Source organism: Polynucleobacter yangtzensis (assembly GCF_027924165.1).
Taxonomy (GTDB): Bacteria; Pseudomonadota; Gammaproteobacteria; order Burkholderiales; family Burkholderiaceae; genus Polynucleobacter; species Polynucleobacter yangtzensis.
Window position 1 is genome coordinate 974,580 of the sequence record NZ_AP026973.1, and the last position, 25,899, is coordinate 1,000,478.

The 25,899-nt window shown below is 44.3% G+C and carries 28 protein-coding genes and 3 tRNA genes; 20 read left to right on the forward strand and 11 right to left on the reverse strand.

The window, feature by feature from the left end; all coding sequences use genetic code 11:
- Entirely contained in the window at positions 1-756 is a 756-nt protein-coding gene (locus QMF28_RS05060) for a spermine/spermidine synthase domain-containing protein (protein WP_068322843.1), read from the forward strand.
- An 85-nt stretch (positions 757-841) separates the two neighbouring features.
- Here the strand turns inward: QMF28_RS05060 and QMF28_RS05065 are convergent, their stop codons facing one another.
- Positions 842-3,427, reverse strand: a complete 2,586-nt coding sequence (locus tag QMF28_RS05065) for a bifunctional aconitate hydratase 2/2-methylisocitrate dehydratase (protein WP_281743559.1) — start codon at positions 3,425-3,427, stop codon at positions 842-844.
- A gap of 209 nt (positions 3,428-3,636) precedes the next feature.
- Entirely contained in the window at positions 3,637-3,864 is a 228-nt protein-coding gene (locus tag QMF28_RS05070; RefSeq protein WP_345739822.1) for a superinfection immunity protein, read from the reverse strand.
- A gap of 72 nt (positions 3,865-3,936) precedes the next feature.
- On the opposite strand from QMF28_RS05070, the gene pyrG reads away from it, so the two are divergent.
- The 4 genes from pyrG to ftsB are packed head-to-tail and all read left to right on the forward strand — an operon-like array spanning position 3,937 to position 8,133.
- Complete coding sequence (gene pyrG, locus QMF28_RS05075) at positions 3,937-5,598, forward strand: CTP synthase (RefSeq protein WP_281743562.1); 1,662 nt, start codon at positions 3,937-3,939, stop codon at positions 5,596-5,598.
- Positions 5,599-5,607: 9 nt separating this feature from the next.
- Positions 5,608-6,471, forward strand: coding sequence for a 3-deoxy-8-phosphooctulonate synthase (gene kdsA / locus QMF28_RS05080; protein WP_281743564.1), 864 nt, complete (start codon positions 5,608-5,610; stop codon positions 6,469-6,471).
- Between the two features lie 51 nt (positions 6,472-6,522).
- Positions 6,523-7,809: a phosphopyruvate hydratase gene (gene eno / locus QMF28_RS05085; RefSeq protein ID WP_068322856.1), complete on the forward strand. Its 1,287-nt coding sequence runs from the start codon at positions 6,523-6,525 to the stop codon at positions 7,807-7,809.
- Positions 7,810-7,827: 18 nt separating this feature from the next.
- Positions 7,828-8,133, forward strand: a complete 306-nt coding sequence (gene ftsB, locus QMF28_RS05090) for a cell division protein FtsB (RefSeq protein WP_068322859.1) — start codon at positions 7,828-7,830, stop codon at positions 8,131-8,133.
- Between the two features lie 13 nt (positions 8,134-8,146).
- On the opposite strand, the gene hslO is transcribed toward ftsB, so the two are convergent.
- On the reverse strand, positions 8,147-9,112 hold the full coding sequence (hslO, locus tag QMF28_RS05095) for an Hsp33 family molecular chaperone HslO (protein WP_281743566.1): 966 nt from the start codon (positions 9,110-9,112) through the stop codon (positions 8,147-8,149).
- Positions 9,113-9,177: 65 nt separating this feature from the next.
- Between hslO and gltX the strand changes: the two genes are divergently transcribed.
- The 4 genes from gltX (at position 9,178) to QMF28_RS05115 (ending at position 10,967) form a co-directional block, all read left to right on the forward strand.
- Positions 9,178-10,575: a glutamate--tRNA ligase gene (gene gltX / locus QMF28_RS05100; protein ID WP_281743567.1), complete on the forward strand. Its 1,398-nt coding sequence runs from the start codon at positions 9,178-9,180 to the stop codon at positions 10,573-10,575.
- A gap of 78 nt (positions 10,576-10,653) precedes the next feature.
- Positions 10,654-10,729: transfer RNA gene (locus QMF28_RS05105), tRNA-Ala, on the forward strand.
- Positions 10,730-10,761: 32 nt separating this feature from the next.
- A tRNA-Glu gene (locus tag QMF28_RS05110) sits at positions 10,762-10,837 on the forward strand.
- A gap of 53 nt (positions 10,838-10,890) precedes the next feature.
- Positions 10,891-10,967, forward strand: a tRNA-Asp gene (locus QMF28_RS05115).
- Positions 10,968-11,047: 80 nt separating this feature from the next.
- Here the strand turns inward: QMF28_RS05115 and QMF28_RS05120 are convergent.
- Positions 11,048-11,647, reverse strand: coding sequence for a hypothetical protein (locus QMF28_RS05120; protein ID WP_281743568.1), 600 nt, complete (start codon positions 11,645-11,647; stop codon positions 11,048-11,050).
- Between the two features lie 154 nt (positions 11,648-11,801).
- On the opposite strand from QMF28_RS05120, the gene hyi reads away from it, so the two are divergent.
- The 4 genes from hyi (at position 11,802) to QMF28_RS05140 (ending at position 14,857) form a co-directional block, all read left to right on the forward strand.
- The gene (gene hyi / locus QMF28_RS05125) at positions 11,802-12,578 is read left to right on the forward strand and encodes a hydroxypyruvate isomerase (RefSeq protein ID WP_281743569.1); all 777 of its coding nucleotides are present in this window, start codon (positions 11,802-11,804) and stop codon (positions 12,576-12,578) included.
- Positions 12,579-12,613: 35 nt separating this feature from the next.
- Positions 12,614-13,201 (forward strand): YqiA/YcfP family alpha/beta fold hydrolase, encoded by a 588-nt coding sequence (locus QMF28_RS05130; protein WP_281743571.1) that lies wholly within the window; start codon positions 12,614-12,616, stop codon positions 13,199-13,201.
- An 82-nt stretch (positions 13,202-13,283) separates the two neighbouring features.
- Entirely contained in the window at positions 13,284-13,853 is a 570-nt protein-coding gene (locus QMF28_RS05135) for an HNH endonuclease (protein ID WP_425594907.1), read from the forward strand.
- 101 nt (positions 13,854-13,954) lie between these two features.
- Positions 13,955-14,857, forward strand: coding sequence for a DUF3108 domain-containing protein (locus tag QMF28_RS05140; protein ID WP_281741458.1), 903 nt, complete (start codon positions 13,955-13,957; stop codon positions 14,855-14,857).
- Positions 14,858-14,859: 2 nt separating this feature from the next.
- On the opposite strand, the gene QMF28_RS05145 is transcribed toward QMF28_RS05140, so the two are convergent.
- The 6 genes from QMF28_RS05145 to mltG form a co-directional block, all read right to left on the reverse strand.
- Positions 14,860-15,417, reverse strand: a complete 558-nt coding sequence (locus QMF28_RS05145; protein WP_281741460.1) for an ion channel — start codon at positions 15,415-15,417, stop codon at positions 14,860-14,862.
- A gap of 69 nt (positions 15,418-15,486) precedes the next feature.
- A complete protein-coding gene (locus QMF28_RS05150; RefSeq protein WP_281741462.1) occupies positions 15,487-16,194 on the reverse strand; it encodes an ankyrin repeat domain-containing protein in 708 nt (235 codons plus the stop codon).
- A gap of 2 nt (positions 16,195-16,196) precedes the next feature.
- Positions 16,197-16,982, reverse strand: a complete 786-nt coding sequence (locus QMF28_RS05155; protein ID WP_281741464.1) for a TatD family hydrolase — start codon at positions 16,980-16,982, stop codon at positions 16,197-16,199.
- A 30-nt stretch (positions 16,983-17,012) separates the two neighbouring features.
- Positions 17,013-18,134 (reverse strand): DNA polymerase III subunit delta', encoded by a 1,122-nt coding sequence (locus tag QMF28_RS05160; protein WP_281741466.1) that lies wholly within the window; start codon positions 18,132-18,134, stop codon positions 17,013-17,015.
- Entirely contained in the window at positions 18,135-18,773 is a 639-nt protein-coding gene (gene tmk / locus QMF28_RS05165; RefSeq protein WP_281741469.1) for a dTMP kinase, read from the reverse strand.
- Positions 18,774-18,784: 11 nt separating this feature from the next.
- Positions 18,785-19,858 (reverse strand): endolytic transglycosylase MltG, encoded by a 1,074-nt coding sequence (mltG, locus tag QMF28_RS05170; protein WP_281741470.1) that lies wholly within the window; start codon positions 19,856-19,858, stop codon positions 18,785-18,787.
- Positions 19,859-19,878: 20 nt separating this feature from the next.
- Between mltG and ygfZ the strand changes: the two genes are divergently transcribed.
- On the forward strand, positions 19,879-20,886 hold the full coding sequence (gene ygfZ, locus QMF28_RS05175; RefSeq protein ID WP_281741471.1) for a CAF17-like 4Fe-4S cluster assembly/insertion protein YgfZ: 1,008 nt from the start codon (positions 19,879-19,881) through the stop codon (positions 20,884-20,886).
- Positions 20,887-20,896: 10 nt separating this feature from the next.
- Positions 20,897-21,754 carry an NRDE family protein gene (locus QMF28_RS05180; RefSeq protein ID WP_281741472.1) on the forward strand — a complete coding sequence of 286 codons (858 nt, stop codon included), beginning with the start codon at positions 20,897-20,899 and terminating at the stop codon, positions 21,752-21,754.
- Positions 21,755-21,756: 2 nt separating this feature from the next.
- Here QMF28_RS05180 and QMF28_RS05185 read toward each other — a convergent pair whose 3' ends face one another.
- Positions 21,757-22,239 (reverse strand): PaaI family thioesterase, encoded by a 483-nt coding sequence (locus QMF28_RS05185; protein WP_068322895.1) that lies wholly within the window; start codon positions 22,237-22,239, stop codon positions 21,757-21,759.
- A 53-nt stretch (positions 22,240-22,292) separates the two neighbouring features.
- Between QMF28_RS05185 and QMF28_RS05190 the strand changes: the two genes are divergently transcribed.
- Genes QMF28_RS05190 through QMF28_RS05210 form a run of 5 tightly spaced genes read left to right on the forward strand, consistent with a single transcriptional unit; the run spans position 22,293 to position 25,897 of the window.
- Positions 22,293-23,759 carry a protein adenylyltransferase SelO gene (locus QMF28_RS05190; RefSeq protein WP_281741475.1) on the forward strand — a complete coding sequence of 489 codons (1,467 nt, stop codon included), beginning with the start codon at positions 22,293-22,295 and terminating at the stop codon, positions 23,757-23,759.
- Between the two features lie 26 nt (positions 23,760-23,785).
- On the forward strand, positions 23,786-24,205 hold the full coding sequence (gene msrB, locus QMF28_RS05195; RefSeq protein WP_281741477.1) for a peptide-methionine (R)-S-oxide reductase MsrB: 420 nt from the start codon (positions 23,786-23,788) through the stop codon (positions 24,203-24,205).
- Between the two features lie 22 nt (positions 24,206-24,227).
- Positions 24,228-24,776, forward strand: a complete 549-nt coding sequence (locus tag QMF28_RS05200) for a septation protein A (protein WP_281741478.1) — start codon at positions 24,228-24,230, stop codon at positions 24,774-24,776.
- Entirely contained in the window at positions 24,773-25,057 is a 285-nt protein-coding gene (locus QMF28_RS05205) for a BolA family protein (RefSeq protein WP_281741479.1), read from the forward strand. Before QMF28_RS05200 ends, QMF28_RS05205 begins: the two co-directional genes overlap by 4 nt.
- Positions 25,058-25,102: 45 nt before the next feature.
- Positions 25,103-25,897 carry a peptidylprolyl isomerase gene (locus tag QMF28_RS05210; protein WP_281741481.1) on the forward strand — a complete coding sequence of 265 codons (795 nt, stop codon included), beginning with the start codon at positions 25,103-25,105 and terminating at the stop codon, positions 25,895-25,897.
- The last annotated feature ends 2 nt before the right edge of the window (positions 25,898-25,899 follow it).

The window sequence follows — 25,899 nt, forward strand, 5'->3', positions numbered from 1 at the left end:
ATGGAACCGGTTACATTTTCTGAAAGTGGTGGCATACGCTATCTGCACTTTGGTACTGAATTGATTCAAGGGGCTATGCGCTTGCGCGATCCTGATGAGATTTACCTTGAGTACAACCAGCAGATGATGGCCTGGTTATTGTTTTTGGAAACTAAACCTGGAATGCGGATTGCTCAGTTGGGTTTGGGTACTGGTGCATTAACCAAATTTCAGCATCGCTATTGTCCAGCAGTGAAGACCACGGTTGTTGAGCTCAATCCTGCAGTTATCGTTTCGGCTAGATCGATGTTTTTTACGCCTGATGACGATCGTAAATTAGAAACACTTCAAACTGATGCAAAACAGTTTGTGAAAGTTAAGAAATATAAAGGTCTGTTTGATGCCGTCCAAGTTGATTTATATGATGCAATATGTGATGGCCCAGCGGCAAGTTCCCTAGAATTTTATAAAGGTTGCTTCAATATCCTTAAGGGACCAGGTGTAATGACTGTGAATTTATTTTCACGTCATAAAAGTTTTGAAGTGAATCTAAAGAACATCTGCGAAGCATTTGATAATAGGGTTCTGTTATTTCCCGAATCTCATGATTGCAATGTCGTTGCCATCGCTTTCAAGGGCCCTAAACTTGAGGCTGAATGGAAAGATGTCTCAAAGCGAGCTAAATTGATTCTTGAGAAAACTGGGTTACCTACCAATAAGTGGGTTTCCGGCATCAGTCGCGAGAATGCACGCCAAGAATCAAAGCTTTCTATTTAAACTTTCATCAATCAAAGAAAAAAAAGGCGATCATCAGATCGCCTTTTTATATTCGGCACTTCCGAAGAAGCGCTGAAATACCAACTTATACAGTTACTGTATCTGCAACATCGCTAAATGACTTAATCTTGTCAAAATTCATGTAACGATAAACTTCACCAGATTTAGCATTCAAAGATTCAACTTGCTCGAAATACTCTTGAGGCGTTGGTAAACGACCCAAGAGTGCTGCAACAGCTGAGAGCTCAGCAGAAGCCAGATACACACGAGTATCGATACCTAAACGATTCGGGAAGTTACGTGTTGATGTGGAGACTGCAGTAGAGCCTTTGCGGATCTGCGCCTGGTTACCCATACAGAGTGAGCAGCCTGGAGTTTCCATGCGAGCACCTGTAGCACCCAGAATGCCGTAATAGCCTTCTTCGGTCAGAATCATTTGGTCCATCTTGGTAGGAGGGGCTACCCACAAACGAGTAGGCATATCCTTTTTGCCTTGAAGAACTTGACCTGCTGCGCGGAAGTGTCCAATGTTAGTCATGCAAGAGCCGATAAATACCTCATCAATTTTCTCGCCAGAAACTTCAGACAGGAATTTCACATCATCAGGATCGTTAGGGCAGGCCAAGATTGGCTCTTTGATTTCGCTCATGTCGATTTCAATTACTTCAGCATAGTCAGCATTTGCATCGGCCTTGAGTAAATCCGGCTTGGCGATCCAAGCTTCCATTGCTTTAATGCGACGACCTAAAGTGCGCTTATCTTCGTAGCCATTTGCGATCATCCACTTCATCAATGTGATGTTTGAACGCATGTACTCGATGATTGGCTCTTTGCTTAATTGAATAGCGCAACCAGCTGCAGAACGCTCAGCAGAGGCATCAGATAATTCAAATGCTTGTTCAACTTTCAAGTCAGGTAGGCCTTCAATTTCCAGGATGCGACCAGAGAAAACGTTCTTCTTATTCTGCTTTTCAACAGTTAACAAGCCTTTTTTGATGGCATACAGAGGGATCGCATTAACCAAGTCACGCAATGTGATGCCGGGCTGCATTTTTCCTTTGAAGCGAACCAATACAGACTCAGGCATATCCAAAGGCATAACGCCAGTAGCGGCAGCAAATGCCACCAGTCCTGAGCCGGCAGGGAAGGAGATACCAATTGGGAAGCGAGTATGGCTATCGCCACCGGTACCGCAAGTATCAGGCAAGAGCAAACGGTTTAACCAGCTGTGAATTACGCCATCACCTGGACGCAATGCAACGCCGCCGCGGTTAGTCATAAATGCTGGTAACTCATGGTGCGTACGAATGTCTACTGGTTTTGGATATGCGGATGTGTGACAGAAAGATTGCATTACCAAGTCTGCAGAGAATCCTAAGCAAGCCAAGTCTTTCAATTCATCACGAGTCATTGGACCAGTAGTATCTTGTGAGCCTACTGTAGTCATGTGTGGCTCGCAGTATGTATCTGGGCGAACGCCTTGACCTTCTGGTAATCCACATGCACGGCCAACCATCTTCTGAGCCAAGCTGAAACCTTTTTTGTTATCAGGAGGGCTAACAGGAATACGGAATTCAGTAGAGGCTGGCAAACCAAGGGCTGCGCGTGCTTTAGCTGTAAGACCACGACCTACGATTAAAGGTATGCGTCCACCTGCACGAACCTCATCCAGAATCACTGGTGACTTGAGTGAGAAAGAAGCAATTTCTTTACCGTTTTTAAAGGCTTTACCTTCATAAGGGCGGAGTTCAATCTCATCGCCCATATTCATATCAGAGACATTAAGCTCAATCGGCAACGCGCCGGCATCTTCCATAGTGTTAAAGAAGATTGGAGCAATTTTTGTGCCCAAGCAAACACCACCAAAGCGTTTGTTTGGAACAAAAGGAATATCTACACCTGTCCACCACAACACAGAGTTAGTGGCAGATTTACGTGATGAGCCAGTACCAACAACGTCACCTACATAAGCAATTTGGTTCCCTTTTTTCTGCAACTCAGCAATTTGTTTCATTGGACCGCGAACACCAGTTTCATCCGGCTCAATACCTGGACGTGGGTTCTTCAACATCACTGTTGCATGCAAAGGAATATCGGGGCGGCTCCATGCATCAGGAGCGGGTGATAGATCATCAGTATTTGTTTCGCCAGTCACTTTAAATACAGTGAGCTTCATGCTTTCTGGAACGGCAGGACGGCTAGTAAACCATTCGGCATCAGCCCAGCTTTGCAATACTGACTTGGCATTAGCATTGCCTTTTTCCGCCAACTCTTGAACGTCATGGAAGTAGTCAAACATCAATAAAGTTTTCTTGAGTGCAGCAGCTGCAGCGGCGCCACATTCAGCATCACTTAATAACTCAACTAGCGGTTTAATGTTGTAGCCGCCTAGCATGGTACCCAACAATTCAGTAGCTTTGACTCGTGAAATTAAAGGAGATTTATCTGTTCCTTTAGCAATCGCATCTAAAAACTCAGCTTTTACTTTTGCAGCTTCGTCAACGCCAGCAGGAACGCGGTTTGTAATTAACTCTACAAGCTCAGCCTCTTTGCCGGCTGGTGGATTTTTTAGCAATTTAACCAATTCAGCAGTCTGATCTTTGGTTAAAGGTAGTGCGGGGATGCCAAGGGCGGCACGTTCAGCAACTTGGGCGTTATAGGCTTCTAACATTGTGTTTCCTATGAGGTAAAAGTGGTCAATAGAAAGGCCAAAAGGGAATTCTCTCCCGATTAAGCTAATTATAGTTACTTATTTAAGTCTTATATAAGACTTTAAAGGGCAAATTTGCCCTGAAAACGCTCAATCATTGAAAAAATAAGGGTTTTTCCGAAAAAAATCCTCTATTTCATGAGCTTGACGTGGGGTTATTCGACTGAGTCTCAAAGGACTTTCTCTTCCTTCATAGCCCAAACTAAGGCAACTACCCAGCCAATAAGAGACCAACCAAGGAACAGATTCAAGGCAAAGATGGCGCCAGAATTCGCTCTTTTCTTGTTAAATGCGATGGCAAAAGGTAAAAAATAGAAAAGGGAGAGGAGGGTAAGCAGTGCGGCGAATAGAAGGCGCATAGGATCTAAAAATGGGCTAATTTTTATAAGAAACCCCATATTACAGATTTTCAGTTTTGTCCTGGGTGACCCTCTATCGTTATAATTACTTTTTCCAACAGAGCTTAAGCGATGACCAAATACGTTTTTGTCACTGGTGGTGTGGTTTCTTCTTTAGGGAAAGGAATCGCAGCTGCCTCGCTTGCCGCGATTCTCGAATCCCGCGGCCTGAAAGTCACCCTCCTAAAATTAGACCCCTATATTAACGTTGACCCGGGCACCATGAGCCCACTCCAACACGGTGAAGTTTTTGTTACTGAAGATGGCGCAGAAACCGACTTAGATTTAGGTCACTATGAGCGCTTCGTATCTGCAAAGATGCGTAAAAGCAATAACTTCACTACCGGACAGATTTATGAGTCCGTGATTAGCAAAGAGCGTCGCGGTGAATACTTGGGTAAAACAGTTCAAGTTATTCCGCACATCACCAATGAGATTCAAGCATTTGTAGAGCGTGGCGCTAAAGCAAGTCACGACGGTAAGGCAGATGTTGCCATTTGTGAAATTGGTGGCACCGTTGGCGACATTGAGTCCCTACCATTTCTAGAGGCTGCAAGGCAGATGAGCTTGCGTTTGCCTCTTCATGACTGCGCCTTTGTTCATTTGACTCTAGTGCCTTATATCAACAGTGCTGGCGAGCTAAAAACTAAGCCTACACAACACTCAGTACAAAAGTTACGCGAGATTGGCATCATGCCAACTGTATTGCTCTGTCGTGCTGATCGCCCGATTCCGGAGGATGAACGCTCGAAGATTTCACTATTCTCAAACGTCCGGGAAGAGGCCGTTATTTCTGTATGGGATGTAGATACGATTTATAAAATTCCTGAAATGCTGCATGCACAGGGAATGGATGACTTGATTTGCCGTCAATTAGATCTCAAGGCAAAGCCTGCCGATCTTTCTGTATGGGCAAATTTAGTTTATGAGTTAGCCAATCCTAAACATGAAGTGACTATCGGCATGGTCGGCAAGTATGTAGAGTTAACGGAGTCTTACAAGTCTCTGATCGAAGCATTACGTCATGCTGGCATTCATACTCATACACGCGTCAATATCAATTACATTGATTCTGAAGACATCGAAAAAGATGGTGTTGATTGTTTACGAGATCTTGATGCCATATTGGTTCCAGGTGGTTTTGGTAAGCGGGGCACAGAAGGCAAGATTGCTGCCATTCGTTATGCCCGTGAAAACAATGTCCCATATTTAGGTATTTGTTTGGGCATGCAGCTGGCTGTGATTGAATTTGCTCGCCATGTTGCCAATCTTACAAAGGCTAACAGTACCGAATTTGATTCACAAGCCGAGCAACCTGTTGTCGCCCTTATTACTGAGTGGCTTGATAGGGAAGGGCGTGTTGAGAAGCGTACGAATGACTCTGATCTAGGCGGCACTATGCGCCTGGGCTCACAGCGTTGCCCTGTAAAAGTAGGTACTTTAGCTCATCGTATTTATGGTGCTGAAGTGAATGAACGTCATCGCCATCGCTATGAAGTAAACAACACCTACGTTCCCCAATTGGAGCAGTCTGGCTTAATTATTTCTGCCAGAACTCCAAATGAAGGGTTGCCAGAGATGATGGAGTTACCAGCATCAATTCACCCTTGGTTCTTTGGGGTGCAGTTCCACCCAGAATTTACCTCGACTCCACGTGATGGGCATCCATTATTTTCAGCCTTCATCAGCGCTGCATTAGTGCATCAAGAGCTCACTGCAAAGCAGGCGGCATAAAGGAAAAATATGAGCACATTTAAGCTATGCGGCTATGACGTGGGTTTAGATCGTCGCTTCTTTTTAATTGCTGGTCCTTGTGTAATTGAGTCAGAGCAATCTGCTATTGATATTGCCGGCCAATTGAAAGAAATCACTGCTGCTTTGAAGATTCCATTTATCTATAAATCTTCATTTGATAAAGCCAATCGCTCATCCGGTACATCTTTTCGCGGCTTGGGGATGGAAAAGGGCCTTGAGATTTTGGCTAAGGTAAAGAAACAGGTTGGTGTATCTGTTCTGACGGATGTTCATGACATCAGTGAAATTGAGGCTGTTGCCAGTGTTGTAGATGTATTGCAGACACCGGCGTTTCTTTGTAGACAAACTGATTTCATTCGCGCCTGTGCTCAGAGTGGCAAGCCAGTGAATTTCAAAAAAGGGCAATTCCTCTCTCCGCATGAGATGTTGAATGTGATTGAAAAAGCCCGCGCTGCAGCATTAGAAAAAAATCTTCCAGACCAATTTATGGTTTGTGAACGTGGCGCATCTTTTGGATATAACAACCTCGTTTCGGATATGCGCAGCTTGGCAATTTTGCGCGAATCTAAGGCGCCAGTAGTTTTTGATGCAACGCATTCAGTTCAGTTGCCAGGCGGCCAAGGAAGCTCTAGTGGGGGTCAACGAGAATTCGTCCCAGTTTTAGCTCGTGCTGCTGTCGCTGTTGGTATCAGCGGCCTTTTTATGGAAACACATCCTGATCCTGCCAAGGCATTATCTGACGGTCCTAATGCTGTGCCACTCGATCGCATGAAAGAGTTGCTTGCATCATTGGTCGCGCTTGATGACGTTGTTAAATCAACCGGAAATTTTTTAGAAGACAGCTTTAAGTAACTTTTAGTAGATTCGTTAAACCCATTTCATATTGTTTTAAGGAGAAGGTGCATGAGCGCCATTGTTGACATCATCGGTAGAGAAGTTCTAGATTCCCGCGGCAATCCAACGGTTGAGTGCGACGTTTTACTTGAGTCTGGTGTTATGGGACGTGCGGCCGTCCCTTCGGGCGCATCCACAGGTTCACGTGAAGCAATTGAGTTGCGTGATGGCGATAAGGCTCGCTACTTAGGCAAAGGTGTTCTAAAAGCTGTTCAAAACATCAATATTGAAATTGCTGAATCCATTCTAGGTTTGGATGCAAGTGAACAAGCTTTCTTGGATCGCACTCTGATTGAGCTAGATGGCACACACAACAAAGCACGCTTAGGTGCCAATGCAACCTTGGCCGTATCAATGGCAGTTGCTAGAGCCGCTGCTGAAGAGGCTGGATTGCCTTTATATCGCTATTTTGGTGGCTCAGGTGGCATGCAGTTGCCAGTACCAATGATGAATATCGTCAATGGCGGCGCTCATGCTAACAACAGTTTAGATATTCAAGAATTCATGGTGATGCCAGTTGGCGCTGAAAATTTCCGTGATGCTTTGCGCTGTGGCGCCGAGATTTTCCATGAGCTTAAAAAGATTTTGGGTGCGCAGGGTATGCCAACCACAGTTGGTGATGAAGGCGGCTTTGCCCCTAACTTCAAGAGCAATCATGAGTGCTTGCAAACGATTATGAAAGCCATTGAAGGCGCAGGTTACCAAGCTGGCGAAGACGTTCTATTAGCCCTTGATTGCGCTGCTAGCGAATTCTATAAAGATGGTAAATATCATTTGGCTGGCGAAGGCTTGCAGCTCAGCTCAAGCGAGTTCTCAGACTATCTTGGTAACTTGGCAGATCAATTCCCAATCGTTTCGATTGAGGATGGTATGCATGAAAGCGATTGGGATGGATGGGCGGATATCACTAAAAAACTCGGCAAGAAGATTCAGCTGGTTGGTGATGATTTATTTGTTACCAATACACGTATCTTGAAAGAAGGCATTGAGAAGGGCATTGCTAACTCAATCTTGATTAAGATTAACCAAATCGGTACGTTGACAGAAACATTTGCAGCCATCGAAATGGCTAAACGCGCAAATTACACTGCAGTGATTTCACATCGCTCTGGTGAAACTGAAGACAGCACTATTGCTGACATTGCAGTTGGAACAAATGCTGGCCAGATTAAAACTGGTTCACTGTCTCGCTCAGATCGCATTGCAAAATATAACCAACTCTTGCGTATTGAAGAAGATTTGGGCGATGTGGCTACTTACCCAGGTAAGTCAGTCTTTTATAACCTTAAGCGTTAATCTTAAGTTCTAAAAGCGATGCGTATTGTTATCTACTCCATGCTGGTATTGCTAATAGCAATCCAGTACCCGCTTTGGTTGGGTAAGGGTGGGTGGCTCAAAGTGTATGAGATGGAACGGCAAGTAGAGCTTCAAGAGGCTAAAAATAGCCTCTTGGCTTTACGCAACGCAAAGCTTGCTGGCGATGTAAAGGATTTAAAGGATGGCACCCGGGCAATTGAAGAACGTGCCCGTGTTGAGCATGGCCTCATCAAAGAGGGCGAGTTCTTTGTGCAAATTCTGCCAGCAGACAAATCAGCCGACACTAAGGCTACAAAACAGTAAGTCGAAGTATTTCTCAGTGGCCACTAGAAGGTGGTCTTGTAGCATCGCTCAATAAATCCGTTTTAAATACCTGCAGACAATCAACTGCATCAAAGCGATAGGGCTTTGCGCAAAAATCACAAACAGTTTCAACAGCGCCTTGTTCCTCAAGAATGCTCTGAACTTCTTCTTCACCAAGCATACGCAAGATGTCTGCCACCTTATTGCGCGAGCATCTGCATGAAAACCGAATAGTGCGGGCAGGGAAGCTGCGTACACCGTTTTCAGCAGACTCTTCCAGAAAGAGACGTCTCAAAATAGTCTCTGGCGGAAGCGTTAACAACTCTTCATTAGTAATTGTTTCACCAAGGGTTTGAATACGAGACCATCCTTCCTCGGCAACCTGAGGATCCAGGTGAGCATGTCCACCCGAATTCGGTAAGCGTTGAAGTAGTAAGCCGCCTACCTGGGTATCGCTAGACGCAAGCCAAATCTTTGTATCCAACTGCTCAGAATTTTGCATGTAGAGTGTAATCGCTTCCGCAGCGCTAGAAACTGGCTTTATGACCGCGCCTTGATGGTCTTGTAAGGCCACAATACCTTGATAGGGAGCTTGACCAGGCTCACGATCGGAGGGGTCTAGAGTAATTACGAGTCTGCCACTCTGACTGACGTCCAAAAGTTCTGCCAGGCTTGCATCAGGCGCAATTTCGGAAGGATCTACAGACAATTTCACTGTAGCCCTCATGGATAAATCTGATTTACATTCAACTACCAAAAGCTGGATAGGGCCATTGCTTTGGGCTTGAATAATGAGGGTGCCATCAAACTTAAGGCTGGCGCTTAACAAGGTGGCAGCACCCACGAAATCCCCCAGTATTCGACGGACAGCTGGCGGGTCATTACGGCGCTCTAAAACAGCCTGCCAAGCGCTACCAATAGAGACAATTTCTCCCCTAACTGGGGCGCCATCACACATAAATACAAGTAATTCATTCATAGGGCAAAGTATCCACTTTTTTTGGCATTTAGTCATATGAAGCACGACCTGAGATAATGTGATTTATGCATATACGTACACGTTTCGCCCCTAGTCCCACGGGCTTCATTCATCTGGGAAATCTTCGTAGCGCGCTCTATCCATGGGCTTTTGCGCGCCACAATAAAGGAGACTTCATTCTTCGGATTGAAGACACAGACCTTGAGCGCTCCACTCAAGAGGCTGTAGATGTCATTATCGAAGGCATGGCCTGGTTAGGCCTGGATTTAGATGAGGGTCCGATTTATCAGATGCAGAGGATTGATCGGTATCGCGAAGTTGTAAGGCAGATGCTCGAATCTGGACTGGCTTACCCATGCTATATGAGCGAGGAAGAGCTTAACCAATTGCGCGACCAACAAATGGCTAATAAAGAAAAGCCTCGTTACAACGGTCTGTGGAGGCCTGAGCCTGGCAAAACATTGCCTCCTGTGCCAGAGGGTGTGAATCCTGTTATTCGTTTTAAAAATCCTATTGGCGGCTCAGTGATTTGGAATGATGCAGTTAAAGGTCAAATTGAGATTAGCAATGATGAGTTAGACGACTTAGTGATTGCAAGGCCTGATGGAACACCAACCTACAATTTCTGTGTTGTGATTGATGACATGGATATGAAGATTACTCACGTTATTCGCGGCGATGATCACGTTAATAACACCCCTAGGCAGATCAATATTATGAAGGCGCTAGGTGGTACGCCGCCTGTTTACGCTCATTTGCCAACAGTTCTGAATGATTCAGGTGAGAAGATGAGCAAACGAAATGGTGCAATGAGTGTTCGCGATTACCAGAAAGCGGGCTATTTACCCGAAGCTATCCTTAATTATTTAGCGCGCCTCGGATGGTCGCATGGCGATGCTGAAGTCTTCACTAAAGAGCAATTTGTTGGCTGGTTTGATTTAGAAAGTTTGGGACGCTCACCGGCGCAACATAACCCAGAAAAATTACTTTGGCTAAATCATCAATATATTCAGAATGCAGATCCTGAGAAATTGGCAGCAGCCACAAAACCTTTTGCTCATGACTTAGGTATCGATACTGAATCAGGGCCAGATTTTGTAAAAGTAGTGGGTTTACTAAAAGATCGCGCGAATACTTTGATTGAAATTGCAGAGGGTGCAAAGCTGTTTTACTTGCCAGCTCCCGATTTAAGCGCAGATCAAATCAAAGAAAATATCTCTGAATCAGTAGTTCCAGCGCTAAAAGATTTGGTAATTGCTATTTCATCGGCAGAGCCTACAAAAGAGGGGTATGCCGCTGCATTTAAGCAAGTTTTAGCACAGCATCAACTCAAAATGCCAGCTTTGGCGATGCCAGTTAGATACGCTTTATTTGCCACCACCCAAACCCCAGCAATTGATTCTGTGCTGGTCGTATTGGGTAAGGAAGAGGCTATCCAAAGGCTCTCCAAGGTCATCCAATAGAGAATTTGCGCACCTGCACAAAAATAGGATAAAATCTTGGATTGTTTTGAATGTCTTGTAGTTTTATTGCGAGATTTCGGGGGTATAGCTCAGCTGGGAGAGCGCTTGCATGGCATGCAAGAGGTCAGCGGTTCGATCCCGCTTATCTCCACCAAGCATTTAAAATAGTAGTTTGTTGTAGTCCAGGTCCCCATCGTCTAGAGGCCTAGGACATCACCCTTTCACGGTGAGTACGGGGGTTCGAATCCCCCTGGGGACGCCAGATTCTTCTGGCAGCTGTAAAGATGTATGATGTTGAGTTACTCGATGTATTTTGGAGCGGTAGTTCAGTTGGTTAGAATATCGGCCTGTCACGCCGAGGGTCGCGGGTTCGAGTCCCGTCCGTTCCGCCAAGACAATTAAAAAGCCCCCTTAATAGGGGGCTTTTTTATTACTTCAATATTTTGAGTTAATCAAAGAAGAAAGGTCGAGCTTACTTCTTAGGAGTGGTAATGGAAGCAGCCATTGCATCAAAGTAAATCACTTTAACCTGTTCGCCCACCTGAACATCTGCCAATAGAGCAGGGTTCTTTACGGTAACGGTAGTAATCTTACCGCTTGGCCCCTTCACAGAAACCAATTTCTTCTCACGATTGACTTCAACAATATCGGCGATGATGGTTGTCTTGTTCGTAATCGTCTCAGAGGGTTTTTCAGTTGATTTAGATTTTGTTACTGTATTTGTCTCAGTCTTAGAACGTACGCCATCGCTCTTGGTTTTAATCAACTCAATAGCAACCGCTAACTCGTAGTTAACGTTAACGCGGTCACCTTTTTTAATCTGATCAAAATTCTTAATATCCGGACCGGCTACAAATTTAGACTCACCCTCTTTATTTTTGAAGGTAATGGTACGTGTTTTCTTATCAACCTTAACAACTTCACCTTCATATAGCTGATAGATATTATCAGTAACAGCAGCATCGATTACAACTGGCTTAGCGGCACCAGTTGCAGATGGGGACTGGGCGTTAACTGCCGTTGTTCCTGCGAAAAACACAGCAAGCATCATAGCAATCGGAGCAAATTTCATATTAGTTTTCCTTATTTAAATAACTACTAAATTCAATCTTAGCCTATTTGTAAGCCAATGAGACCCATAAATGGGCTCATACCTCTGCAAGACCAAGCCGCCTGAGGGTTTGTTAAGATCAACCAGTACGTTAATTCACTCTAAAGGATGTGAAATGCCCCAGTTTGCAGCCAATCTGACCATGCTATTTAATGAGTATCCTTTTATTGAGCGCTTTGAGAAAGCCGCTAAATCGGGATTTCAGGCAGTGGAATTTCTTTTTCCTTATGCATACTCCCCAAATGAGATTCGCCAACAGCTAGATCAAAATCATCTTCGCTTGGTTCTTCATAATCTGCCGGCAGGAGACTGGGATGCAGGAGAGCGTGGTATAGCTTGTTTGCCAGATCGTATAGAGGAATTCCGGGCGAGCGTTACAAAGGCAATTGAATATGCAACAGTGCTTGGCGTAAACCAACTGAATTGTTTAGCAGGAAAAATCCCCGAAGGAATTGAGCCGGGATTGCTGCGAAAAACATTCATCGCAAACTTAACATACGCTGCAGCAGAGCTTATAAAGGCCAATATTAAATTACTTATTGAGCCAATCAATACGTTTGATATCCCTGGGTTCTATTTATCCAAAACTGATCAGGCATTAGATATCCTGAATGAAGTTGGCTCTGATAATTTATATATCCAATACGATATCTATCATGCACAACGCATGGAAGGCGAGCTTAGTAAAACGCTAGAGAGAAATATTTCTAAGATTGCCCATATTCAGCTGGCTGATAATCCAGGTCGAAATGAGCCCGGTACAGGCGAAATTAATTACGCACACTTATTTAGGCTGCTCGATAAGATTGGGTATGTAGGATGGGTGGGTTGCGAATACAAACCGGCAAACCATACTGAGTCTGGACTGGGTTGGATAAAAGCGCTTAATTAATAGAAATAAATCAACATACTCTGGGACACTCGTACATGCCTTCAACCTTAATCGTTTACCTTCATGGCTTTCGCTCTTCACCGCGCTCAAGTAAAGCAGTAATGACTGGTGACGCAATTAAAGCCTTGTCTACCTCAGAAAACCACATTGAGTGGTATTGCCCTCAACTTGTAGCTTCTCCTCAGGCAAGCATGGATATGGTTAATTCGCACATTACAAAATCTCAGCATGATCGCCTGGTGGTTATTGGATCTTCTTTGGGTGGCTACTATGCAAATTACTTGGCAGAGAAGTATGGATGTAAAGCTGTCGCACTGAATCCCGCCGTTAGAGCCCCCAGAGAGTTGGCAGCACATGTAGGCATGCTTACTTCCTACGATACTGATGAGCCATACGATTTTCGTCCAGAATATATCGATGAATTAAAAGCACTACAGGTAGAGTCAATTACCAATCCTTCCCGCTATTTCTTAATGGCGGCTAAAGGGGATGAGCTTCTTGATTGGCAGGAGATGGTGGATTTTTATAAGGGTGCCGAGCAGTTGGTGCTTGAGGGTAGCGATCATGGAATTGCAGATTACCCAGAACATTTACCAAAGGTATTGAAGTTCATTGCCAAATAGGTTGATTGATTGCAGCCATCTTCTTCTGTAAGATGTTCCAAACGACCGTTATCCACTCGATACGGTCTAGAAAGGAGAGTTTGTGCTGAGCATCTTGAAATTAGACGCAGGTGGAATTCCCCAGGGTTGGGTCAACCCAGAAGAGGCTACGAAGCAATATGCTGATAGCAGCGTCTTATGGACTTTAGGCGATCCCATTTTCAAAATGCGCGGCGGCATTTCTCGCGCGACTGGCAAACAATCCTTCATTGAGCTTCACTCTATCATTGCGGTTAAAGGTAGCGCCAAAATTAATCTCTTTGATGTAGTTCCCGTTATCACAAAACACAAGCTCTATAAACGGGATAGGGGACTATGCGCTTATTGCGGTGATGCCATTCATGAAAACCATGCAGAAGCAGAGCACATCATTCCCAATAGTCGTGGTGGTCAATATAGCTGGATGAATTTAGTCATATCCTGCAGACCATGCAATCAACGCAAAGGTAATCGAACCCCAGAGCAAGCCGGAATGGGCTTGTTGTACACACCCTATTTACCAAGCCTCTATGAGGACATGATTCTTAAGGGGCGTAATATTTTGGCTGATCAAATGGATTTTTTAGCAGCCAACCTCCCTAAAACTAGCCGCCTTTTGGAGGGCTTGTCCTGAGTTTAAAAAGAGGGTGGGGTAGTGATTTTCATTTCCCCAAAATTAAATCATTACGAATTTTTCTTGCTGCCCTGCTACTTTCGATAGTTGGACATTTCGTATTGTTTTTTGGCATACCGTTTTTCTCATACAAGGATCCTCAGCCTATTGCGGAAGATCTCATCATTAGAACGGAGCTAAAAACAGAGCCGCCCAAGAAGATTCAGATGACTAGGGCACCAAAAAAACAGCTTGATAAAAAAAACTTATCTTCGAATTCTCAAGCTGAAGCCATTTCAAGTGGCAACGGAAACCTAGGTGCAAATGGCGATCAGCCTGGAGTTGCATTTAAATTGCCAGAATCAGGAATTATTTATTACGACACATATGTTGATGGCCAACAGTATCAAACCGGCGAGATTGATTGGATTGTTGAGGGGAATAGCTATCGCCTATACATCAACATTCCGTACGCATTTGTTGGCCCATTTATTTTTGAATCACGTGGATCGGTAGATTCCTATGGCATTGCGCCAATCATTTACTGGACGCAACGTGGTACGAAAGCACCACGCTACTCTCGATTTGATCGAAACGATAAAGGGGAAGGGCGGATGTTCTTTTCTGAAAAACCTGAATTTACCCCCGCAATTTTGCCTGGTACCCAAGATCGTTTTAGTCTCATGTTTCAACTTGCCTCATTATTGAATGGTGATAGCAAAATGGATGAGGCTGGCAGTATTCGATCAATTCCAGTTGTCGACTACAACACTCTTGAGATGTGGAATTTCAAAAGCTATGGTGAGTCCCTGTCTGATGACATTCCAAGCATGGGCAAGACTATCAATCGTCACTATGCTCTTATGCAACGTGAAAACGATCCGTATAAGCGCCAAGTAGATATCTGGCTTGCTAAGGACTTGGAGTGGCTCCCAGGACGTATTCGCTCCCTAGAGTCTAATGGCAGGGTGCTGGAGCTTGTTTTTAAGCAAAAAAACCCATTGCCTCCAAACCTAAAACCTTAAGTCTAGAATCCTGTGCCGGATTTTGGACTCTGGTTAGGTCGCCCCAATAGTGCACCCATCATTGAATATAGTGCAGCTCCTGACATTGAAACCGCGAAAATACCAGAGAATGAAATAATGATTGGTAGGATTCTCCAATGCTCAGAGAGCGTGTAGTCTCCATAGCCTACCGTTGTATACATTTCACCAGCAAAATAAAAAGTCTGTGGATTGGTAGCAAATACCTTGAGGGCTACGCAAATGTAAGCCCAAGCAATAATCTCCACAAAATGACTTCCAATGATCAACAGTATTGCGACAAAGTACGACAGGAAGTTTGCGCCATAAACGCGCTTATTTTCGAGTTTACGGTCAATCCAATGGAAAGCACCGGCAATCATTAATACAGCAACACCGTGGAATGTCAGCATTAAACATGCCAAGATCAGAACAATCCAGATCTGACTATTACCCATATCGGTATTGATTTCTGAAAACAGGGTGGTAAAGCTAGGAAGATCTGCATTCTGCAATAGGTTAACTATCGGGAGCTTATCGTCATGAAGGAAGTTAATTGACATGGGATTAAGTGATATAAGTTACAAAGATATCTTATTTGACATAATAATGATTATACGCAGATAGTCAAATTAAGACTTCAGGGGCTCAACTCCTTTAGGCCACTTATAAGGCTGCTTGTATAGCCTTTGCCAGCGTGATAGCAAGCCTTGTGCAATCCATGGCTTCTCATAAATAACAGCTATATCAATTGCGCTAAGACCTTGGGAGTTTCTGAGTTGCAAGTCTGCACCCTTATCAAGCAAGAGCTTTACGAGGACCTCATTGCCGGATTGGACGGCCATCATTAATGGAGTTGTATTTCCCTGACTTAAAGAGTCTATAGAGGCTCCATTGGCAATTAGAAACTGTGCAACATCAAGATGACCTTTAGCGCACGCATAATGCAATGGAGTCCATCCAATATGGTCAACCTGAGCTTTTCGCTGTAAAACAAGGCTCTTTACTACTGGTAAATCACCATTTATAGAGGCAATCATTAAAGGCGTTTCACCAGACTTATTGGAGAGATCTACATCCGTAGCTTTATTAGCAATTAACAAATTAATAACGTCTTCAGATCTATCCTTAATGGCCAAATTGAGCATTGGATCGCCCTTTGGATCTGTTGTATTGGGGCTAACACCTTTTGAAAGCAAACTTTTGACTGTGGTTACATCGTTAAACTTTGCTGCTTTTGCAAAATCTGTAATTTGATCTTCTGTTTGAGCGTATAAGGCCCCATAAAACAATGTTGAGGTGACAAAAAAAGTAGCATAAATATTAAACTTGAATCTCATAATTACGCTCTATCTATTTGAAAACAATCATAAAAATTATTTGAAGTCTGGTTTGCCAATACCTCAATAGGTACCCCCTTTAAATCCGCGATAAATTCACCAACCTTAGAGACCCAAGCAGGCTCATTGGTTTTGCCGCGATATGGAATTGGCGCCAAATAAGGTGAATCTGTCTCTATGAGCATTCTCTCAAGAGGAACTTGCTTACATGTTTCTTGCAAATCTTTGGCGCTTTTGAAGGTCACAATTCCTGAGAAGGAGATGTAAAAACCCATCTCCATTGCGGCCTTTGCCACTTCGTAGGACTCTGTAAAACAGTGCATCACTCCACCGATTCTCTGAGCACCCTCTTCTTTGAGGATTTTGATAGTGTCTTCAGAAGCTGATCGGGTGTGAATAATTAAAGGCTTTTTAGAGGCAATTGATGCTCTTATATGTGTCCTAAAGCGGTCACGCTGCCATTCCATGGATTCATAGCTGCGCTCTCCCATGCGATAGTAGTCAAGGCCAGTTTCACCAATGGCAACTATCTTTGAGTGCTTTAAAGCTGTATCCACTAAAAATTCCAAGCTTGGCTCAGGCGTATCCTCGTAATCTGGGTGCACACCAACGGATGCATAAAGATGCGGATGATCCTGGGCTAGCTTTAATACATTCGGGAAGTCAGGAAGATCTACGGATACACATAATGCATGGCTAACTTTGGCCGACTGCATATTAGCCAGCACTTCTGGCAATCGCGTTTGAAATTCTGGGAAATCGAGGTGGCAGTGGGAGTCAATAAACATAGTACCTATTTTAGTCCGCCCTAGAACAATTTAAGGCTCAAATATCTGCTGATATTGAGAAAGCAGCGACTCTAATTGAATTTTATTTGCAAGGGGGTGATTCTCATGACGACGCGCTTGTACAAGAGATTTCCAAAAGTTATGCAACCTTTGCACATTGGCCAGCTTGGCCAGGCCTTGAAGTACGACTAAATGCTTGGGGTAATAGCGCGGATCCCCACCCTGTGCCACAGACTGCAAATCAGAAACCCAACGTTGCATACTGGCTAAAAGGAAGCCATATTGCGCCTTATGTGTTTTTTCAGCTGCATCAAGCCAGTTAAGTCTGGCGCCCTGGGCCATGGACTGTAGTAGATAGCGGGAGGCCTGGATTGAAATTGTTAACTCATCCTTATCGTCTTTGTTGTGTCTCGCAATGAGGGAGCTCAGAACCGAATATGGCGCCCCACCCTGCTCGTCATAGATGGTCTCCACATCGGCATCAACCACCTTCAACCCTGCGATTTCATTAAGTTGAGTTTTTAGCCAGGAAATGCCTTGCTCGCGATTTGGCCGCGGGGCCGTTAGGTGGCGACAACGAGAACGAATGGTTGGTAATACACGATCCACTCGATCGGCAAGTAATATAAAAATAGTATTTTTTGGTGGCTCTTCCAAAGACTTCAATAATGTATTGGCTGAATCGGAGCGAAGCATTTCGAGCGGATAAATTAATATCACGCGATTTCCACCGCGATGCGAGCCAATGGACAAATTCTCAATCGCATGTCGCGTTTCTTCAATCGAGATATTTTTCTTCTCTTTCTTTTCGCTTGATTCACTATCATCATCACGCGCAGCCTTACCTCTCTTGGGTGCATCCTCGCCCTCATAGTCAGCATGCGGCAAGAGTTTGCGATGGGTCTCAGGAACTAGAGAAATAAAGTCTGGGTGATTGCCGGTGTCAAACCAATGACAGGCTTCACATTGATTACATGGTTTTATAGATTGATCATTGTTTTCGCAAAGTAGCGCTTTTGCTAGTTCAATCGAAAAAGCGAACTTACCAATACCGGACTGACCATGAAGCAAGATGGCATTAGGAAATTGATTAAAGTCCAGACTCTCCCAAAGGGGCTGAAGCCAAGGTGCTATTTGAGTCTTATGATTCACTTAAATGGCAATCTGAATCTGTTTTAAACCATTCCAAATTGCTTCAGGCGTTTGTGTTGCATCCACCAGATGAAAGCGCTTAGGATCTTCCTTTGCTCGACGTAAATATTCTTGACGAACTCTTTCAAAAAAAGATAAGTCCATTTTTTCAAATTTATCTGGTGCGCGAGCTTTCGAGCGGCGAGCCTCGGCAACCTCACCCGGTAAATCAAACAAAATAGTTAAGTTGGGCTGCAGCAGTGAGCCGTCAGGCTGGCCTTGAACCCAGCGCTCTAATGCGTTTAATTTATCCAAGCTCAAACCTCGACCGCCGCCTTGATAAGCAAAGCTGGCATCGGTAAAGCGGTCAGATATCACTATCTTGCCGGCTTCAAGAGCTGGCTCGATGAGTTGGGCAAGATGCTCACGACGTGCCGCAAACATGAGCAAGGCCTCCGTCTCTAAATTCATTGGGGCGTCTAAAAGCAAGGTACGAAGCTTCTCACCTAAAGTAGTCCCTCCAGGCTCACGCGTCATCACTACCTCTTTATCAGGATAACGCTCTTGCATCAAATTTCGAAAAGCATCGACATGTGTACTCTTGCCTGCCCCATCGATTCCTTCGAAGCTGATGAAATATCCTGTATGTGCTGATGTCATATGAAGTGAATTTAGTTACTGTTATTTTTAGGTATTATTTTGCGTTGATATCGATCAACCGCAGTTTCATGCTCTTTTAAGTTTTGTGAAAAATGACTACTGCCATCCCCTTTAGCGACAAAGAATAAAGCATTACTTTTTGCAGGGTGTGCTGCTGCCAGAATTGACTCTTTGCTAGGCATCGCAATGGGGGTTGGAGGCAGACCTTTGTGCATATAGGTATTGTAGGGAGTGTCTCTGCGTAAATCCGCTTTCTTTAAATTTCCGTCAAATTTAGGCCCTATTCCATATATAACCGTAGGATCGGTTTGAAGTGGCATCCCTTTATTAAGTCGGTTGATAAAAACAGCCGAAACTAGATTTCTATCGCTTAGACGGCCAGTTTCTTTCTCTATGATTGATGCCAATATCAATAGCTCATAAGGTGTTTTAAGAGGCAATCCTGGCTCTCTTTGCTCCCAAATTTGCATAAGCTGTTTTTGCATGGCTTGCGCTGCTCGACGATAAATATTGAGATCAAGCTCGTCCGGATCGAAAACATATGTATCGGGTAGAAAAAGACCCTCATCGCTTGAATAGTTTAAATTCAACTGCTGGAGTAGCTCCTTATTATTCATGCCCTTGGTTCGATGGATCATTGCCGACTGTGAATCCATTAATGCTCTCAATTGCCAAATTGTCATTCCAGGAATAATGGCAATGCTCTCTGTAACGCGATCCCCGCGGGCAATTTGCAAAAGCACTTTTCCAAGGCTTGCTCCATTAGGCAATAAATATGTTCCCGGCTTTAGCTTGGAGGCAACCAATAAGCTTCTGGCGCCTAAATGTAGCGCCACTGAATTAACAGCCAATCCTTGCGCTCTTAACTGATCAGAAATGCTTGTTAACCCAGAATTGGGGTTAATCTTCACCCTATAACTAGAGCCAGCAACAGTATTCGACTGATTAGGGACAACTGGGAATAAAAAAATAGTCCCATAAAGAAGGCCTAATAGGACAACAGCGAGGGTAAGCCATTTTTTAAGATCTCGGTATGAGGGCCATCGCTTCATAAAAAAGCCCCTCTTCTGAATTTTTCTACTCATCAGGCTATGATAAAAGGGTCATGACATATTCCACCCAAATCCAGCAAAACTGGCTAGAAAACAGCCCATCCCTACCCTGCAGCCTTACTCAGTGGGGCCTCATCATAGTAGAGGGCTCTGATGCTGCAAGCTTTTTGCAAAATCAATTAACAAACTCTGTCTTGGGGCTCAACCGAACGCTACCTTGTTCAATAGCTCAGGGCTACTTAGGAAGTCGTCTCGTAGGCTATTGCAATCCAAAGGGTCGTTTGTTGGCAAGTGCTTGGCTTGGCTTATTTCCATCTGCACCTGATGGAGAAGACCGATTTGCTTTATTTATCTCAAGAGATATTGCGGCTAGCACCGCTAAACGTTTGTCTATGTATGTACTGCGTTCAAAAGTCAAAGTGACTGATCTTTCTGCAAGCTGGTCAGTTGCAGGTCTTTATGGCTCTGCTGGAATCACAAATAGCGTGAAGCTGGATGATCAGTGTCTAGCTTTGCGATTACCGGATGTTTTGGTTGGATCCCAGTCTATTGCGCGGCTTTTATTGGCACACTCAAATGAGGCACCTTTACAGACTCAAAACTCCAGCGATGTTTTAGGCATCTGGAATGAGCTTGAGATTTTGAGCGCCATCCCAAGGATTGTTCAAGCTACGCAAGAGCAGTTTGTACCGCAAATGATTAATTTTGAATCCGTCGCCGGCGTAGACTTTAAAAAAGGCTGTTACCCAGGACAAGAAATTGTTGCGCGCAGCCAATATCGAGGCGCAATTAAGCGAAGACTTCAGCTGGCGCACGCAATTGCTACTGAGCAGGATGAACAATATGCATTGCCTGGTTCTGAACTTTTTCACAGTAATGATCCTGGACAACCAGCTGGAATGATTGTTTTATCAACCAAGCACCCCGCCGACTCTGGGCGTATTGATCTACAAATTGAGTGCAAGCTAGAGGCGCTTGAAGGCGGTGAAATTCACCTGGGTAGCGCTACTGGACCTGTGTTAAAAGTAGATTCATTGCCATATCCTTTGATAGAAATTTAATACTTTTTTTATGTGCCTCATTCTTTTCGCATGGAACTCTCATCCAGACTACTCTCTGGTGGTTGCAGCCAACCGCGATGAGTTTTATGAGAGGGATACAGAGGGAGTTTCTTGGTGGCCAGAACACCCACACGTTCTTGCGGGGAGAGATCGTGCAGATGTTGTGGGGAGTCCAGGGACCTGGCTCGGCTTTACTAAGACGGGTAAATTCGCAGCTTTAACCAATGTAAGGGCTCCAAGCGAAAAAAATCCAGATGCTAGAACTCGTGGCGAACTGTCATTAATGTATTTGACCAGCAACGATCGTCCAACGGAGTTTGTTCAAGGAAATTCAAAACGATTTTCACAATACAACGGCTTTAATTTGCTCATGGCCGATCTTAGTGATCCAGCAAAAGCAGAAATGCATTGGGTCAGCAATCGTATGATGATGGGTCAAAACGTTCGTCCCCGTAAAGTGTTTCCACCTCAACCCCTGGAGCCAGGAGTCTACGGACTATCCAATGCAATGCTTGATACACCTTGGCCTAAGGTAAATCATCGTATTGCAGCATTTGCCCAGACATTGGCAATGGACCAAGGCAGCCTCAAGAATGCAGATCAGTATTTAAAACTGTTGGCTGACACCCATCATGCAAGCGATCATGAGCTCCCTAATACAGGTGTTAGCAAGGAATGGGAAAAAGCGCTCTCCCCTGCATTTATTAAAACACCTTCTTATGGAACTCGCTCCAGCACCGTTCTTAGAATTAGGAAAGATGGGCAGTTTGAATTAGTCGAGCGCCGCTTTGATTCATCCGGAACGGTTGGACATGACGTTGTGACGGGAGCGCTTAGCTCGGCCTCTGACTCTAATTTATCTGTATAGCGTTAGTCGAAGCGACCATCGTCGTTCACAATACGTGCACCATCGGCATTACGTGTTGCCAAGCGCTTCAGAAACTTAAATGTCCCGGTGGCCATGCAACATATTTCACCTTGATCGTTATAGAGCTTGGCTTCACAGAAAGCCATGGTTGCAGTTCTTCGAACTGTATCCGCTTTAACACGCAACACCCCAGTTGCGGCCTGCATGAAATTATTCTTCATTTCAATGGTGACAACACTGCGGTCGCCGGGATCACCAGAGCGAGCGGCAACTGCCATAGCCACATCCATTAACGTTAACAATACGCCACCATGGGCTACTTCCCAGGTATTGTTATGTTCAGGTTTAAGGGCTAGCAAAATCTCCCCTTTACCCATCTCTGCGCTTAGGCAACGAACGCCAAGAAGCTTTAGGAAAGGAACATTCAATTCTTCCCCTAAATTGGCCAGCTGGGTCTGTGGATTGATTTGGACTTGTTTATTCATTGAATAATTTTAGAGGCATGTACGTGTTTTGGTAAATCCCCCTAGAATAGCTTATGGCCTTTATATTCAGTGGCGATGACGTTTGCCAAGTAACCACACCAACACCAATCCCTGCACCCTACTGGGTTGCATTTTCACCTTCGTCGGCAAACCTCATTGGCATCGAATTGGATGAAAGTGGTCTACCAGTGGACAAGGAATGGCTAGGAGTTTTGTCTGGAAACCAATTAAATACTAGTGATCGTCAATTTCCCAATCCAATAGCAACCGTCTATAGTGGCCACCAATTTGGAGTATGGGCCGGACAACTGGGTGATGGGCGAGCAATTTTATTGGGTGATATTGCCGATCAAGAGTTGCAACTCAAAGGCGCAGGCATTACTCGTTTTTCACGAATGGGCGATGGGAGAGCAGTACTTCGATCTTCAATCAGAGAGTTTCTGTGTAGTGAAGCAATGTACGCTCTGGGCATTCCAACCACAAGAGCTCTATCAGTCGTTGGATCTGATTTGCCGGTTAGAAGAGAGACTCTCGAAACCGCCGCAGTTTGTGCACGACTTGCTCCTAGCTTTTTAAGAATTGGCCACTTTGAACACTTTGCTTCGCTAGATGATGTTGATCGCTTGAGAGGGTTTGCGGATTATTTAATTCAATACCACTACCCTGATTCTCAAAATGCCGATGAGCCTTATTTAAGCCTCTTTCAAGAAATCTGCACTCGCAATGCTAGGCTTGTAGCCCAGTGGCAAGCCGTTGGCTTTTGTCATGGCGTACTTAATAGCGATAACATCAGCGTCCTTGGTCTAACAATGGACTATGGACCATTCGGATTCTTGGATCAATTTCAGATTGATCACATTTGCAACCATAGTGATCAAGGTGGAAGATATGCATATCATCGCCAACCTCAGATCATGCACTGGAATATGGCATGCCTTGCCAGCGCAATGATCCCTTTGCTGGCAGATAAGTCCGATGAAGCATTGGCGCAAGATCGGTTGCGATCTGCTCTAGAACAGTTTCCAGTGATATATGCCCAGACATGGCAATCCCTGTTTCGCAGAAAACTTGGATTTACGACTTCTCAAGAGGGAGATATAGCCCTTATAGAGAGGTTATTGCAGGCCATGCATGACTCGAAGGTAGATTTCACCAACTTCTTTCGAAGTCTAGGCAAGCTGAGGGTTGGTGAGGCAATTTCACAAAACTCATTGAGGGATGAATTTATAGATAGAGAAACGATTGATCAGTGGTTCGTTGACTATACAGAGCGATTAAAAGCTGAATCTTGTCCCGATGAGGTTCGACAGCATGCTATGAATCAAATAAATCCAAAATACATATTACGAAATCATTTGGCTCAGACTGCAATTGAAAAGGCTCAAGATAAAGATTTTTCAGAGGTCACCAAGCTTCTCCAAATTTTGAGCAAACCCTTTGATGAGCAGTCAGAATATGAAGCTTACTCTATGGCACCACCTCCTAATGCACAGGCAGTAGAAGTAAGCTGCTCATCCTAAATTGAATCTAATATATCTACCCTGGATTGAAAATGAAGAAAACCGACCAAGAATATAAGCAGTCACTTAGTGACATTGAGTATCGAGTGACGCGTCAAGCGGCAACCGAAAGACCATTTACCGGGAAGTATTGGGATCACTGGGACAAAGGCCGCTATAAGTGTGTCTGCTGCGATACGCCACTCTTTTTATCAGAAACCAAATTTGATGCAGGTTGTGGTTGGCCCAGCTATAACGCCCCGGAAGTTGCCTCCTCCATCAAGGAAATTCGGGATACCAGCCATGGCATGATTCGCACCGAGGTCCGCTGTGCTCATTGTGATGCTCATTTGGGTCACGTATTTGAAGATGGGCCGATGCCAACTGGCTTGCGATATTGCATCAACTCAGCTTCTTTAAGTTTTGAGCCAAATTCCAATACAACTCCGGTAAAGACTGACAAGTAAAAAATACCGGGATAATCTACCTATGAAATTTTTATTCGACCTCTTCCCCATCATCCTATTTTTTGTCGCCTTTAAGCTTGGCGATATCTACACAGCCACGATTGTTGCGATGATTGCCACCATTGGCCAGATACTTTGGGTCTATTATCGCCATCGCAAAATTGATGCGATGCAATGGATCAGCTTGGTAATGATTGTTGTATTCGGTAGCTTAACTATTTTTTTGCATGACAAGACATTCATTCAACTAAAGCCAACTGCTCTTTATTGGCTCTTTTCTGGCGCTCTATTTATTAGCGCGCAATTCTTTCAAAAAAACTGGATACAGGTATTGATGGGTAAGCAGGTAACACTGAAAGAAAAAAGTGCCCATTCTGTTTGGCATCAACTCAATATGGCATGGGCCGTATTCTTTTTTGTGATGGGCGCTCTCAATCTTTATATTGCCTTTGAATTTTCTGAGGAAACCTGGGTCAACTTTAAGTTATTTGGTAGCACCGGCTTATTGCTGTTGTTTGTCATTATTCAAGGCGTTTGGCTCTCTAAACATATGGAGCACCCCAGCGAATGAATGTGAATCAACAAAGAATTGCAGCTTTTGACCAAGACTTGCGAAAAGCTTTTCAGGTTCAAACCTTAGTGATTGATGATGAAAGTCATCTTCATGCTGGACATGCTGGCGCAGCTAGCGGCGGCGGTCATTTCAAGTTAGAAATCGTTGCTCCGGAATTTAAGGGTTTAAACCTAGTGGCTCGCCACAGGGCTGTGTATGCCGCTCTAAATCGCCATATTCCCAAGGAAATTCATGCTTTAACCATTGTTGCTTTAGCGCCGGATGAAGTTTCTAAATAAGGCTGCCTTAAAATAGCCCCATCTTTTATTAACCTATCAAATACTATGTTCACTAAACATCAATTACTTTCAATCAGCCTTCTGAGCGCCTCCCTTTTGACTTCAGGTGCGTATGCGCAAAATGCAGTCATCGTGAACGGCAAATCTATTCCAAAAGCGCAGCTTGATAAATTGGTTCAACGTTCAGGTCAACCAGATAATCCTCAAGTACGCGACCAGGCGCGCGAGATGCTTGTGACTCGTGAACTCATTTTGCAAGAGGCCGACAAACGGGGCGTTATTCAAAAAGAAGCTGTTCGTGAGCAGCTAGAACAAGCTCGTATTGGCGTACTAGTATCTGCTGTGTTCGAAGATTTTGTTGAAAAAGAAGGTGTTGCCGAGTCTGATCTTAAAGCTGCTTATGAGTCTATTAAAGCCCAATACACCGGCAAGGAATATCACGTTGAGCACATCCTAGTCGAAAAGGAATCAGATGCAAAGGCAATCATTGCCCAGTTAAAGGCAGGAGCTAATTTTGAAGAGATTGCTAAAGCTAAATCAATGGACCCGGGCTCAGCTAAAAATGGTGGCGATCTTGGCTGGGTAAGCGATAAGGCGCTAGTACCAGAGTTCTCAAAGGCAATGGTTCAGCTGAAGAACGGACAAATTACAGATAAGCCTGTTAAATCTCAATTTGGTTGGCACATCATTAAGATGATTGATTCTCGTGATGTAAAAGCTCCAAGCATGGAAGAAATGAAGGATCAGCTTAAACAAATGATCATGTCTGATAAGAATTGGCAAAAAGCGAAATTTGCAGAGATGATGCAAAAACTCCGTGCCAAGGCAAAGGTTCAATAAGA

What these genes read in the sequence shown, in the direction of transcription:
- QMF28_RS05060 (WP_068322843.1), top strand. Translation starts at nt 1, where the DNA reads ATGGAACCGGTTACATTTTCTGAAAGTGGTGGCATACGCTATCTGCAC.
- QMF28_RS05065 (WP_281743559.1), bottom strand. Translation starts at nt 3,427, where the DNA reads ATGTTAGAAGCCTATAACGCCCAAGTTGCTGAACGTGCCGCCCTTGGC.
- QMF28_RS05070 (WP_345739822.1), bottom strand. Translation starts at nt 3,864, where the DNA reads ATGGGGTTTCTTATAAAAATTAGCCCATTTTTAGATCCTATGCGCCTT.
- pyrG (WP_281743562.1), top strand. Translation starts at nt 3,937, where the DNA reads ATGACCAAATACGTTTTTGTCACTGGTGGTGTGGTTTCTTCTTTAGGG.
- kdsA (WP_281743564.1), top strand. Translation starts at nt 5,608, where the DNA reads ATGAGCACATTTAAGCTATGCGGCTATGACGTGGGTTTAGATCGTCGC.
- eno (WP_068322856.1), top strand. Translation starts at nt 6,523, where the DNA reads ATGAGCGCCATTGTTGACATCATCGGTAGAGAAGTTCTAGATTCCCGC.
- ftsB (WP_068322859.1), top strand. Translation starts at nt 7,828, where the DNA reads ATGCGTATTGTTATCTACTCCATGCTGGTATTGCTAATAGCAATCCAG.
- hslO (WP_281743566.1), bottom strand. Translation starts at nt 9,112, where the DNA reads ATGAATGAATTACTTGTATTTATGTGTGATGGCGCCCCAGTTAGGGGA.
- gltX (WP_281743567.1), top strand. Translation starts at nt 9,178, where the DNA reads ATGCATATACGTACACGTTTCGCCCCTAGTCCCACGGGCTTCATTCAT.
- QMF28_RS05120 (WP_281743568.1), bottom strand. Translation starts at nt 11,647, where the DNA reads ATGAAATTTGCTCCGATTGCTATGATGCTTGCTGTGTTTTTCGCAGGA.
- hyi (WP_281743569.1), top strand. Translation starts at nt 11,802, where the DNA reads ATGCCCCAGTTTGCAGCCAATCTGACCATGCTATTTAATGAGTATCCT.
- QMF28_RS05130 (WP_281743571.1), top strand. Translation starts at nt 12,614, where the DNA reads ATGCCTTCAACCTTAATCGTTTACCTTCATGGCTTTCGCTCTTCACCG.
- QMF28_RS05145 (WP_281741460.1), bottom strand. Translation starts at nt 15,417, where the DNA reads ATGTCAATTAACTTCCTTCATGACGATAAGCTCCCGATAGTTAACCTA.
- QMF28_RS05150 (WP_281741462.1), bottom strand. Translation starts at nt 16,194, where the DNA reads ATGAGATTCAAGTTTAATATTTATGCTACTTTTTTTGTCACCTCAACA.
- QMF28_RS05155 (WP_281741464.1), bottom strand. Translation starts at nt 16,982, where the DNA reads ATGTTTATTGACTCCCACTGCCACCTCGATTTCCCAGAATTTCAAACG.
- tmk (WP_281741469.1), bottom strand. Translation starts at nt 18,773, where the DNA reads ATGACATCAGCACATACAGGATATTTCATCAGCTTCGAAGGAATCGAT.
- mltG (WP_281741470.1), bottom strand. Translation starts at nt 19,858, where the DNA reads ATGAGTAGAAAAATTCAGAAGAGGGGCTTTTTTATGAAGCGATGGCCC.
- ygfZ (WP_281741471.1), top strand. Translation starts at nt 19,879, where the DNA reads ATGACATATTCCACCCAAATCCAGCAAAACTGGCTAGAAAACAGCCCA.
- QMF28_RS05180 (WP_281741472.1), top strand. Translation starts at nt 20,897, where the DNA reads ATGTGCCTCATTCTTTTCGCATGGAACTCTCATCCAGACTACTCTCTG.
- QMF28_RS05185 (WP_068322895.1), bottom strand. Translation starts at nt 22,239, where the DNA reads ATGAATAAACAAGTCCAAATCAATCCACAGACCCAGCTGGCCAATTTA.
- QMF28_RS05190 (WP_281741475.1), top strand. Translation starts at nt 22,293, where the DNA reads ATGGCCTTTATATTCAGTGGCGATGACGTTTGCCAAGTAACCACACCA.
- QMF28_RS05200 (WP_281741478.1), top strand. Translation starts at nt 24,228, where the DNA reads ATGAAATTTTTATTCGACCTCTTCCCCATCATCCTATTTTTTGTCGCC.
- QMF28_RS05205 (WP_281741479.1), top strand. Translation starts at nt 24,773, where the DNA reads ATGAATGTGAATCAACAAAGAATTGCAGCTTTTGACCAAGACTTGCGA.
- QMF28_RS05210 (WP_281741481.1), top strand. Translation starts at nt 25,103, where the DNA reads ATGTTCACTAAACATCAATTACTTTCAATCAGCCTTCTGAGCGCCTCC.